Origin of the sequence: Clostridium sp. KNHs205 (assembly GCF_000702945.1) — a bacterium.
In the GTDB taxonomy this organism is placed as follows: Bacteria; Bacillota; Clostridia; order Lachnospirales; family Lachnospiraceae; genus Anaerocolumna.
Window position 1 is genome coordinate 4,466,807 of sequence record NZ_JNLE01000003.1, and the last position, 12,529, is coordinate 4,479,335.

The window sequence follows — 12,529 nt, forward strand, 5'->3', positions numbered from 1 at the left end:
GCTATTTCCTCCTGCTCTTTACCCACTCCATTAATTCCTCCAGATCCTTGTCATTAACCTTCTTATCATCATAGAGGGTATTGACGAGACTAAGAAAAGAGTTCTCATGATAATTTTTCATAAAATTTCCTGTTTCCAGTTTAAGATATTCTTCTCTGGTGATTAAAGGAAAGTATGTTCGTTCCTTGCCATTCTTTTCTGTCTTAAGAAAACCTTTCTCTACCAATCTAAGCATCAAAGAAATAATTGTCGGTGCTTTCCACCCACGGAGATTACCCAACTGCTCCATAATTATATTAGTTGTAATAGGTGGTTCATTCATCCAGATAACTTTCATTATTTCAAATTCTGCCTCCGGTAGTTTCTTTATGTCTTTCATTATAGCCTCTCTTTCTGCTGTCTTTTCTGCTGTTTTTCTACTGTCTTTTTCACTATCTTTTTCACTGTTTTTTCTACTGTCTTTCATATCATCCAGCCTTCTACAAGCTTACTTTATTCTACAATCTACTGTTTTTCTGCATTCTCCTCTATCTGTAAATCAGCTATTGTTTGCATATCTACTTCTTTCTTCATCTTACTTCTATCTGCTTATCTTCTTCTGTCTCTTGTCCTCTTTTATCTGCTTGTCTTCTTCTGTCTGCTTGTCCTCTTCTGTCTGCTTGTCCTCTTCTGTCTGCTTGTCTTCTTCTGTCTGCTTGTCCTCTTCTGTCTGCTTGTCCTCTTCTGTCTGCTTGTCCTCTTCTGTCTGCTTATCCTCTTCTGTCTTCTTGTCCTCTTCTGTCTTCTTGTCCTCTTCTGTCTGCTTGTCTTCTTCTGTCTGCTTGTCTTCTTCTGTCTGCTTGTCTTCTTCTGTCTGCTTGTCTTCTTCTGTCTGCTTGTCTTCTTCTGTCTGCTTATCTGTCTGCTTATTTCCTTCTGTCTTTCTTGCTGCTATGTTATTAACAACAAAATCAAAATCCTTATTTTAACAGTTGTAATGATATTTTACACTTGCCTAAAATAAAAGTCAATTCTTTTTTTACATTTGTCTAAAATATTTATTTAAAAATACATGAGGCTATAGATTTAATGCTGCATCTATAACCTCTGCTTATTTTAGTTTTGATCTATTGCCAGTTAAGAACTTTTATTTTGGAAAATCAGTCAAATTACTCCCCTGCACTCCCATCTCAAAAGAAATACAGTATTTTCCTGATTATATAGGAACCTATATAAGCCTCCGACAGACCTCCCAGCGCCAGAACCATCCCCAGTAATATTACCAGAAACATATATTTTCCTATTTTCTCTCTCTTTCCTTTCTTACTTGTCATGTCATATCGCAGACTCTTGCAGAGCCAAAATGCGCATCGAAGGGAAATCAAAGCAACCGGTATGTAAATCAGATATTGAGGGAAGGTGTAACCAAATATCAATAACAATCCCTTAAAATGATATTCCATAAGTATTACCGAAATAAAAAAACTACCCTGAAACCCTATATAAACCAGGCAAAGGCATATAAAAGGAATACCAAGAGAGGTTACACATACCATCCAAAAGAGGATAAAATTCTTAAAAAGATCCCAATAAACATATTTTAATAATAGCTTATAATCAATGGAGGCTGTCCTTATCTGATATAAATAATCTTTATCCAATATATTTATATTCCCCTGATAGAAGCTCTTAAATACTCTTGCGAATATTATACCGAGAACAGCTCCTATTGCCATTAACAGCAGACCAGCCTTTACTTCTCCCAGTCTGCGCAATTGCTGTTTCACAAAATCCATAATTACACCTGTGCCAACGTCTATAAGATAACATATGAAGCTTATACAAAAAAAATGCCGGCATATAAGCCGGCATAGATAAGTTATTTATTTCTTTTGGTTTTATAAGCCAAAATGGCTGCAATAGTTTTAGCGTCTTCAATCTGCCCTGTAAATATAAAATTGACCAGCTCCTCTACTGTATAGCTTTCCACCGATACAAATTCATCTTCATCCGGGTTCTGCTTTGAAGGAATTAAATGCTCTGTATAATAGATCCCTATTTTCTCATTGCAGAAGGCAACCGTCGTATATAGATCAAATAAATGCTCTATCTGTTCTGATCTGTAACCCGTCTCCTCCTCTAACTCCCTTCCGGCACAGGTTTTCATATCTTCTCCGGGGTTCAGGCCTCCGGCCGGAATCTCAAGGGTATATTTTTCCACAGCATTCCTGTATTGTCTGACCATAATAATTTTGCCATCCTCTGTAACCGGGACAATAGCAGCAGCCCCCTTATGGCTGATAAAATCCCAATCAGCTGTCTTTCCGCTTGGCAGTCCCATAGTATCTGTATACACATCTATGATATGCCCTTTATGCACCGGTGTCCTCTTTAAACGCTTATATTCGTTATCCATATTTACTCCCATCTGTGTGCTTTGGCACACGACAACTTAAAACTGGTCTGCATTCATAAATCAAGGCTATTACCTGCTATACCGCTAACAGAAAAACCTGCCGAGCGTAATTTCATTTCACTGGCAGCCCGCCTTCATATTAAAGCACCAGCACTTTCACTATTTTATTTACTAAGAGCTACCGCCTTTTCATAGCAGGCATCCGTAGCTTTCATTACCGCATTACGGAATCCGAATTCCTCCAAAGCTTCTACTGCAGCAATTGTGGTTCCACCTGGTGAGCATACCTGATCCTTTAATTTTCCGGGGTGCTCCCCAGTTTCCAGTACCATCTTTGCTGCTCCCAATACTGCCTGAGCCGTCAGCTTGTATGCCTTCTCTCTTGGAATCCCATACTTTACCGCACTGTCTGCCAATGCTTCAATAAACATATAAACGTATGCCGGAGAACTGCCGCTGGCACAGATTATAGCATTTATAAAGCTTTCCTCAAACTCCTCGTATTTACCAAAAGCTTCAAAGAACCTATGAAGCAGCTCCTTTTCAGCCTTAGTGTATTCATCCTTGGAATAGCAGACTGCTGTCATTCCTTCTCCTACAAGTGCGGGAGTATTTGGCATGGAGCGAACAACCCTGACAGAATCACCGAGTGCCTCTTTCATAGCAGCAATTGTAATACCTGCCGCTGCAGAAATCAAGATATGCTCCTTTGTCAGACTGTCCCTGATATCAGCATAAACCTCATGAAAGAACTGAGGTTTAACAGCTAATACAATATATTTACAGGACTGAACCAATTCCTTGTTGTTATTTACAAAATTTACTCCGGTCTTTTGGTTTATGAATTCTTTTCTTTCAGCTCTTACACAGTTAAACAGAAGAGATTCCTTACCAAACACCCTTACAGCTCCCATAAGCATTGGTAATCCCATATTACCGACACCTATAAATCCTATTTTATCCATTGTAATCCTCCTGGTTCCATTCCCTGCTATCCTGACTATTTTATCAGGACGTGTTTATTTATAATATCACATAATCTATCAAATAACAAACTTACACACAAACATACCGCAAGCCTCCCTGCGATACCGCTACAAATCAGGGCGGGAATTGTGTATTTAAAATTCCCCACTAAAACCGGTGCATACAAGTCCTCTTGCATACTGCCCAAATAAGAAGTGTGGCATGCCCTTTATTTCACACTAACTCCCATTGTACACCACTTCTGTTCTGCTTTCAGATAATACTACAAATCAGGATGTGAGATGTCCCTGCTTCCTACTTCCAGATACTAATGCTTTCATTTTCTCATTTCATCAAGTTAAAGTATTAAACTATATCATTTCAAAAAAAGATGGCGAAATTCCTGTATCAGGAATTTCGGCCATCTTAATAACTATTCATTATTTTGCGTAATCTGTCACTCGTGATTCTCTGATTACATTGACCTTAATCTGACCCGGATACTCCAGCTCAGACTCAATTTGCTTTGATATGTCACGGGCAAGTAATATCATGTCTGCATCAGATATCTGATCTGGCACTACCATAATACGTACTTCTCTGCCTGCTTGTATCGCAAATGACTTATCTACTCCCTTAAAGCTATTGGAGATATCTTCTAATTGCTTCAATCTGTTTGTGTATGTTTCTAATGTTTCTCTTCTGGCACCTGGTCTCGCAGCCGAAATGGTGTCCGCAGCCTGTACGATGCACGCAATCAATGATTCAGGTTCCACATCACCGTGATGGGATTCTACTGCATTAATTACAATTGCAGATTCCTTATACTTTCTGCACAAATCAACACCGATTTGAATATGTGAGCCTTCCATTTCATGGTCAACAGATTTACCAATATCATGCAGTAATCCGGCTCTCTTTGCCATTCTGATATCAACGCCTATCTCACCGGCAAGTAATCCGGATAATTGGGCAACTTCTATAGAATGTTTTAAAGCATTTTGTCCGTAACTTGTTCTAAACTTCATCTTACCGAGAAGTCTGACAAGTTCAGGATGAATTCCATGAACACCAACTTCAAGAGTTGCTGCTTCACCTTCTTCTCGAATCATGACTTCAACTTCTTTTTGAGCTTTTTCCACCATCTCTTCAATTCTTGCTGGATGGATTCGTCCGTCCACAATCAGCTTTTCAAGGGCAATTCTTGCCACTTCTCTTCTGATAGGGTCAAATCCGGATAGAATTACAGCTTCAGGGGTATCATCAATTATAAGATCAACACCTGTAAGGGTTTCAAGAGTACGAATATTCCTTCCTTCCCTTCCGATAATTCTTCCTTTCATCTCATCATTTGGAAGCTGTACAACGGATATGGTAGTTTCTGCCACATGATCTGCTGCGCATTTCTGTATTGCAGTAACAACATAATCCTTTGCTTTTTTGTCTGCTTCTTCTTTTGCTTTGCTTTCAAGTTCCTTAACTAACATTGCAGTTTCATGCTTAACTTCGTCTTCAACTGTCTTTAAAAGATATTCTTTCGCTTGTTCGGAGGTAAGTCCTGAAATCTTCTCCAATTCCTGCAGCTGTCTTGCATGAAGCTCTTCAGCTTCTGCCTTGATTTTGTCAAGTTCAGCCTCTTTTGCAGAGAGTCTGGATTCTTTCTTCTCGAGTGCTTCGATTTTCCTGTCTAAGGTTTCTTCCTTGGACAGAACCCTTTTTTCATAACGTTGAACTTCTGCTCGTCTTTCCTTCGTTTCCTTCTCTAACTCATTCTTAGTCTTTAATGACTCTTCCTTTGCTTCAAGTAAGGCTTCTCTTTTCTTAGTTTCAGCTGTTTTTAAAGCTTCATCTATGATTTCCCTTGCTTTTTCTTCTGCAGTACCTATCTTGGCTTCTACAACCTTAACATGGTAGGAAATAGCAAGTTTCCAGACAAGAGGAACAACGATGGCCGAGGTTGCAATAATAGATATTATTACCCAAACTGGTATCGGCACTGGAGCACCTCCTTATTGAATTTTCATTGTACAAATATACAACATATAAATTTTATACTGTTTTCATGAGTATGTCAAGTATCCCCATTAAATTTTTATGCATTATGTCAAATTCCACCGAAATTAGACACAATAACCTAAAACCCTTCATTGCTTTCATATATTTTTGCTGACATTCTATGAAAGGATATTTTTTTCCTGTAATATAAAAAACTTCTGTTATATTTATTAAACATATTTTCAGAAAGATAAATAAGTTGAATTAAGTTTATCGACTTTTTAGTTCCAATAACCTGAAAAAGTAAAAAACTATAATCCAACTTATCTTATATGCTTTTATTTAATATCCTGCACATCCTACACCATACAATTGATTTTGCTTCCCTCTCAGAGTATAAAAATGCTCAAAGTAAGGTATTTTTATACTCTAAAAGGTATCAAAGATTTATATCAATTACATAGTTCTCCCAGATAATAAAATCCTTTACACTGGGCTAGCTTAACCTTTACTATTTTACCAATCTGTTCCTCTGACCCTTTAAAATGTACAAGAATATTATTGCTGAGCCTTCCGGTCATAAGAGAGGGGTCCTGTCCGTTTATCTCTTCTACCAGTACTTCTTCCACATTGCCTGCTACTCTTGCTGTCATTTCGGAGGAGATTTTCTGAACCACCTTTAACAATCTGTCAAAACGATCCTTGGCCACCAGTTCTTCTACCTGATTCTCCATTACAGAAGCAGGAGTACCAGAACGTTTGGAATAAAGGAAGGTGTAAGCACTGTCATAACGCACTTTTTCCACTACCTCCAGGGTTTCTAAAAAATCCTCCTCAGTCTCACCCGGAAAACCAATAATAATATCTGTAGTAAGGGATATATCAGGCATGGCTGTCTTTATCCTGTCAACCAGACTTAGGTAATCTTCCTTGGTATAACTTCTGTTCATCTTTTTTAGTACATTGGTGCTGCCGGCCTGAACTGGTAAATGAAGATGCTTACAGATCTTCTTTGAATTCTTCATCACCTCAATCAATTCATCGGATAAATCCTTAGGATGAGAGGTCATAAACCTTATTCTCTCAAGCCCTTCTACTTCCTCTAAGAGCTTAAGCAGACCCGCAAAGGTGGTCTTCTCCTCAAGGCTTTTTCCATAGGAGTTAACATTCTGACCAAGCAGCATAATTTCTATTACGCCGTCAGCCACCAGTTCTTTGACTTCCTTTACAATATCCTCGGGATTTCTGCTTCTCTCCCTGCCTCTGACATAAGGTACAATACAGTAGCTGCAAAAATTGTTGCAGCCATACATGATATTTACACCTGCTTTAAACCGATACTTTCTCTCACTGGGCAGATCCTCCACAATCAGATTGGTATCTTTCCAGATATCAATTATCATGGTCTTACTGTGTATTCTGGTATGCATAAGTTCTGCCATCTTAAAGATATTATGGGTACCGAATATCATATCTACGAAACGATAGCTCTTCTTTATCTTATCAACAACTGCATCCTCCTGCATCATGCAGCCGCAAAGGGCAATCATCATATTGGGATTCTTTCTCTTTAAGCTGTTCAAATATCCAAGTCTGCCATAAACGCGGGTATTGGCATTCTCCCTTACGGTACAGGTATTGTAAACTACAAAATCAGCTTCTTCCCCTTCTATCTGATGATAACCTATCTGCTCCAGGATTCCTGCCAGCTTCTCTGAGTCCTTGGCATTCATCTGACATCCAAAGGTAACTACTGAAAAAGTAAGGGGGCGGTTAATTTCTTTCTCTTTATTTCTTACCCATTCCCTGCATTTTGCCATGAAATAATACTGGCGCTCAGGCTCGGTTATGGGTTCTTTGCTATTTAAATCAAATTCATCAAGGTTCATAAGTACACTGCTCATTCCATATTCTCAACTTTCAATATACATTTATCTGGTGCCGCATCATAAAATTATATCTTATGCAGGCCAAAAATACAATACTCATGTAATCAAAACGGAACAAGTAACTCAAAACATAGCAGGCAGTATAATGACGGAAAAACCAGAAAATCACTTACAGACATTATTTAATAAATCTGTATCTTATTCTTGAGATACTTCTCTTCAGATAGACAAGCAACTTATGGAAACGGAATATCTTCTTACCAAAATAAACAGCCAATCGAAAAAATGTAAAACCAATTGTTAAATATAAAATTATCAGAAATAATGATATTAACATAATGCCCTCATCCTTTCACAGTAAAAATCAGATTTGCACCTTACTGCCATATATAATTTTTAGTATTAAGCTTATATCCAGCTTAAATTTATCCATTATAGGATATATTTAATTTATCATATCTTAATCAAACTATATCACATCTTCACAAAGGGAACAAGAAATACAAAGAAAAGCCGAGGGGTGATTTCCTCAGCTTCTCTTTCTTTTATTCATTGTCCCTTATGACTTCTTTATAATTCAATATCTTACCGCTGTAATCCACATATGCTCTTCCTTCATAATCCGAATCACTTTCATATGCAACTTCTATCTTATCCGACAACAAATTGATTTTATAAGGCCAATAAGCTTTCCCTTTTGAAGCATCAGCAACCTGCCATAGAATCTTACCTTTTTTATCAATTGCCACAACATCAGGCCCCTCATATCCTCCAATGTACAAAACACCTTTTTTATCGAATGCATAATGTACAGAAGCTCCTGCTATACTTTTTGTTTTCCAAAGTACCTTGCCAGTATTCTTGTTTAATGCAATAACTTTACCCTCAACCACAAGATATACAATACTTCCCTTTTGAAAATAGGAAGATATGGTTTCTAATTCCGTCTGAACTGCCCAGCCTGTTTTGTAGGTCCACACAAGCTTTCCTGCTTTGGTATAACCTTTTATAACACTCCGCAGTCTGCTGTTTTCTGTATCCTCAATATAGGACTGAGCAATTTTTGTTACTTTAGCTGCTGCATTAGCATGTGGTGTCAGGCTGCTCCAGCTATAAAATAATACCATGGCAATAAATAAAACGAAATATCTTCTGTTTTTTTCCAACTTTCTTCCCCTTATTAATTATTATACAGGTAAATTATAACATGCTGTCAGTCTACTGTATATTAGTATGTTAAATTATATAATGTAAGTTATATATTTGTCCATCATATCAGTTCTACCAATACTATCCTGAATATACAACTTTAATTTTCTCCCCTATCAATGCAAATACTTATTTTCAATTAAATTCTTTTTATAATGTTCATGTTTTTCATTAATAACTGTCTCAATATCAATATCATAATAATTACATATTCGAAATACTCTCAAAATCAAATCTGCAAGTGCTGCCGGCACTCCTCTGGGATTATTATCACCACGATAATAATTGTAGGTAACATGATATCTGTTACCGGCTGCTTCTTCCGTCACCTTTGATAAATCCAAATGGCAATGTGCTATAGCTTCTGTAAATCTGCACTCATCAATTTCACGGTCTTTTCCTGCAGGCGGATATTTCCCTGCTTCTTTCACAAAGCTGCTGAGATTTAATTCATCCTCGTCTCGGATTTTACAGACACTGTTCTTTTCAATATTTAATTTGCCTTTAACATAAAGATTCAATACCTGGCGTCCTAAATCCAACAGAGTCTCATTATATTCCTGAACAGTGCCCGCTCCAGGCTCCTGTAGTTTCTTTGCCTTATGTAACAGTCTTTCCAGCTTATTCATATCTGCCCCTCTTCGAATGTAATGAAATTGAATTATCACTGACTGCTAAAATGCCTATGCAACTGGATTTATCGGAATGTGTCTTCTTATAGGAAAATCTTCTGACACGCCCTGATAAATCAAATTCCATAGGCAGCTTAATTCGTTTTGTTTTCTTATGCAACCCTTTTCCTTAGGGTCTTATTTGTCCGCTGCCGAAAATAATATATTTCGTAGAGGTTAAAGCAAGAAGTCCCATAGGCCCTCTGGCATGGAGTTTCTGAGTACTGATTCCGATTTCTGCTCCAAACCCAAACTCTGCACCATCGGTAAAACGGGTTGACGCATTGACATAAACTGCTGCTGCATCTATCTCGTTAAGAAATTTCATGGAATTGTTATAATCCTTTGTAATAATTGCCTCAGAATGACCTGTATTGTATTGATTTATATGCTCTATGGCTTCCTCAATGGAATCCACGACTCTTAAGGATATAATTCTGTCCAGGTATTCCGCAGCATAATCTTCCTCAGTTGCCGCTTCTATACTTGGACAAATTTCTCTGGAAATTTCATCTCCTCTGATAACCACCTGATTCTCTTTTAACATTTCATATAAAGCCGGAATAAATGCATCTTTTATCCTGCTGTGCACTACCAGTGACTCACAGGCATTACAGACACCCAGACGCTGTGTCTTGGCATTGTGTATTATATTTAGTGCCATTTCAAAATCGGCAGTTTCATCCACAAATACGTGGCAGTTGCCGGTTCCTGTCTCAATTACCGGGATGGTACTGTTTTCTACTACTGTTTTAATAAGGCCTGCACCGCCTCTGGGTATTAAGAGATCGATATATTTATTCAAGCACATCAACTGTTTAGCAGTTTCTCTGCTGATATCCATAACCAGCTGTATGGCATCTTCCGTTATACCAGTATTAGCAAGCGCTTCCCTGATAACATCAACTATGGCAGTATTGGAATGAATTGCATCGCTTCCGCCTCTTAATATTACTGCATTACCGGTTTTAAAACATAAACCAAAAGCATCTGCTGTTACATTTGGTCTGGATTCATAGATAATACCGATAACCCCCATTGGAACCCTTTTTTGTCCAATCAACAGTCCGTTTGGTCTTTCTTTCATGGATAAGACTTCACCGACAGGATCCTCTAAGGCTGCAATATCAATAAGCCCCTGTGCCATAGCTTCAATTCTGGCTTCTGTTAACCGTAGCCTGTCAATAAGTGCATCCGTCATACCATTTACTTTGGCATTATCTACGTCTGAAGAATTAGCATGAAGTATTTTATCCGTGTGACTTTTTAATGCCTGGGCTGCTGCTTTCAATCCGGCAATTTTCTTTTCCTGACTGAGAGTATTTAGACTGGTTGCTGCTTTTTTTGCCTTTTGTCCTATCTCTACTAACTCCATGAAATCACCCTTTCTACTTTTATGTTTATAGATTATCAGAAATACACCTGTAGCTGAACAATCGATTACATATATTTGATTTTGTTTTGCTTGTGCCGTACCGGGTATCCAGCTTGTGTAAGCCACTTTGCCAGTAACAGCACGGATCTTTGACGCTGGGCTCCTAACAATGCAAACCTGGCTTCCGCAAATCGGAAGTGGTCAGGTCAGCACAATAAGTGAGGGCATGCACAACTGCCTGTTATTACAATATCAACTGTTTCATCTGAGCTTATATTAACGTATACAACTAAACAATATCTGAATTAAATCATCTGTTTGATATTCTTAACACAGTATCTTCTGTTATTAGAATATCTATTTTTACATCATGAGCTTCAAAAGGTATTTCCTCATACACCTGAAATTCATAGGCAAAACAAACCTTAAGAAAGGATTCCTTGTGAGCTCCAAAATACCTGTCATAATAACTTTTTCCGTAACCTATTCGATTCCCCAGTTTGTCAAAGGCCAGACCCGGTACTAAAATTAAATTCCTGCCCTCCTCTAATTGAAGGATATCAACAGGTTCCGGCTCCGGAATTCCAAAAGAGCTTTCTTCCAGCTCAGAAATAGAGCTGATATAATAAAATTCAATGTTTTCCTTCATGACTCGCGGGAGTGCTACTTTTTTACCGTCAAGGAGTGCCTGCCTGATTAATGGCAGTGTATTAACCTCCTGGTTAAATGCTGCATAGAGTATTACCTGGCTGCTCTCCTTATACTCTTTTAACGCCAGGAACTGCTCTCTGATCAAACTGCTCTGCAGGTCAATTACCTCCTTTGAAAGGGAAGCTTTCTGCCTTCTGATTTCCTGCCTTATTTCTTCTTTTATCATTAATGTTTATCCTTCTTTGATAGCTCAGTTACAGTCCCGTCAGGATTTAAGATACTTATCTGATTAAGCGTACCTCTTAAGTTATTTCTGACAGATTGAATATATTCGCCGCGAAGTTTTACCTGCTCTTCTTTTTCTTCTGCTGTCAGACCTGTTTCCTGTGATTTTTTATATAATTCATTTATTCTTGTCAATTTTGAATCTTCCATTTGTATTCCTCTTCTTTATGCGTTCTATAAACTTATTGCTGTTTATTAATATAATCTATTTCTTATTTTGAGTATTGCTTTGTACTGATATAGTCCAGTAATATAAACTTTTCATCTCTATGAGCCTTAAAGAAGGTACCTTTATTTTCTCCGCTTACAATAGCACTGATTACACTGACATCCTCGCCATTGGCTATTACCATGTCTGCACCGGAAGCTGTAGCAATCTTGGCAGCACTGATCTTTGTTGCCATACCGCCTGTACCTACTAAAGAGGAGGACTCCTTCGCCATGTTATTCAGATTCGTATCGATATGCTCAACATAATCTATAAACTCAGCCTGGGGATTTTTCTTCGGATCATCCGTATAGAGTCCGTCTATATCAGACAGCAGTATTAAGAGGTCAGCATGTATCAGCGCAGTAACAATTGCGGACAGAGTATCATTATCACCAAATTCTAGCTCATCGGTAGAAACAGTATCGTTTTCATTTACAATTGGGATAACGCCTTTTCGGAACAATTCTTCAAAGGTATTAGAAGCATTTACCCTGCTGATGTCATTAATCATTGTATATTTGGTCATTAATATCTGTGCCGGAATCTGGTTGTATTCCGCAAATAACTTCTGATATACCATCATCAGCCTTGCCTGACCGACTGCTGCGCAAGCCTGCTTCTCTACTTTCTCAGTTGGCCTCTTTTGCAGCCCTAAAGTCTCCTTGCCTACAGCAATAGCTCCGGAAGATACTAATATAACGTCTTTTCCCTGATTTCTGATATCTGTCAGTATACGTACTAATTTCTCCATTTTAGAGAGGTTGATACGTCCTGTTTCTTCATGAGTCAATGAAGATGATCCAATCTTTATAACAATCCTTTTCTTATCCTTTAACAGTTCTCTTAAAGACACCTGTGATTCATCCTTCCCCGAGGCTTATT

The 12,529-nt window shown here is 38.1% G+C and carries 12 protein-coding genes; all 12 read right to left on the reverse strand.

Features of this window, described 5'->3' with window-relative positions; translation table 11 throughout:
• Position 1: 1 nt before the first annotated feature.
• Positions 2–466, reverse strand: coding sequence for a BlaI/MecI/CopY family transcriptional regulator (locus BR73_RS0118565; protein ID WP_347463455.1), 465 nt, complete (start codon positions 464–466; stop codon positions 2–4).
• Positions 467–1,169: 703 nt separating this feature from the next.
• Entirely contained in the window at positions 1,170–1,775 is a 606-nt protein-coding gene (locus BR73_RS0118570) for a stage II sporulation protein M (protein WP_033166766.1), read from the reverse strand.
• Positions 1,776–1,858: 83 nt separating this feature from the next.
• Positions 1,859–2,395 (reverse strand): NUDIX hydrolase, encoded by a 537-nt coding sequence (locus BR73_RS0118575; protein WP_033166767.1) that lies wholly within the window; start codon positions 2,393–2,395, stop codon positions 1,859–1,861.
• A gap of 164 nt (positions 2,396–2,559) precedes the next feature.
• Complete coding sequence (proC, locus tag BR73_RS0118580) at positions 2,560–3,360, reverse strand: pyrroline-5-carboxylate reductase (RefSeq protein WP_033166768.1); 801 nt, start codon at positions 3,358–3,360, stop codon at positions 2,560–2,562.
• A gap of 441 nt (positions 3,361–3,801) precedes the next feature.
• Complete coding sequence (gene rny / locus BR73_RS0118585) at positions 3,802–5,352, reverse strand: ribonuclease Y (RefSeq protein WP_033167615.1); 1,551 nt, start codon at positions 5,350–5,352, stop codon at positions 3,802–3,804.
• A gap of 456 nt (positions 5,353–5,808) precedes the next feature.
• Positions 5,809–7,260, reverse strand: a complete 1,452-nt coding sequence (gene miaB / locus BR73_RS0118590) for a tRNA (N6-isopentenyl adenosine(37)-C2)-methylthiotransferase MiaB (protein ID WP_033166769.1) — start codon at positions 7,258–7,260, stop codon at positions 5,809–5,811.
• Positions 7,261–7,790: 530 nt separating this feature from the next.
• On the reverse strand, positions 7,791–8,411 hold the full coding sequence (locus BR73_RS27600) for a PQQ-binding-like beta-propeller repeat protein (RefSeq protein ID WP_051685310.1): 621 nt from the start codon (positions 8,409–8,411) through the stop codon (positions 7,791–7,793).
• Between the two features lie 159 nt (positions 8,412–8,570).
• On the reverse strand, positions 8,571–9,083 hold the full coding sequence (locus BR73_RS27605; RefSeq protein ID WP_051685311.1) for a hypothetical protein: 513 nt from the start codon (positions 9,081–9,083) through the stop codon (positions 8,571–8,573).
• 172 nt (positions 9,084–9,255) lie between these two features.
• Positions 9,256–10,500: a glutamate-5-semialdehyde dehydrogenase gene (locus BR73_RS0118605; protein ID WP_033167618.1), complete on the reverse strand. Its 1,245-nt coding sequence runs from the start codon at positions 10,498–10,500 to the stop codon at positions 9,256–9,258.
• A 310-nt stretch (positions 10,501–10,810) separates the two neighbouring features.
• Positions 10,811–11,377 (reverse strand): 5-formyltetrahydrofolate cyclo-ligase, encoded by a 567-nt coding sequence (locus BR73_RS0118610; RefSeq protein WP_033166770.1) that lies wholly within the window; start codon positions 11,375–11,377, stop codon positions 10,811–10,813.
• On the reverse strand, positions 11,377–11,586 hold the full coding sequence (locus BR73_RS0118615; protein ID WP_033166771.1) for a DUF896 domain-containing protein: 210 nt from the start codon (positions 11,584–11,586) through the stop codon (positions 11,377–11,379). The genes BR73_RS0118610 and BR73_RS0118615 overlap by 1 nt, the downstream gene beginning before the upstream one ends.
• 62 nt (positions 11,587–11,648) lie before the next feature.
• On the reverse strand, positions 11,649–12,500 hold the full coding sequence (proB, locus tag BR73_RS0118620; protein ID WP_033166772.1) for a glutamate 5-kinase: 852 nt from the start codon (positions 12,498–12,500) through the stop codon (positions 11,649–11,651).
• Positions 12,501–12,529 lie beyond the last annotated feature (29 nt).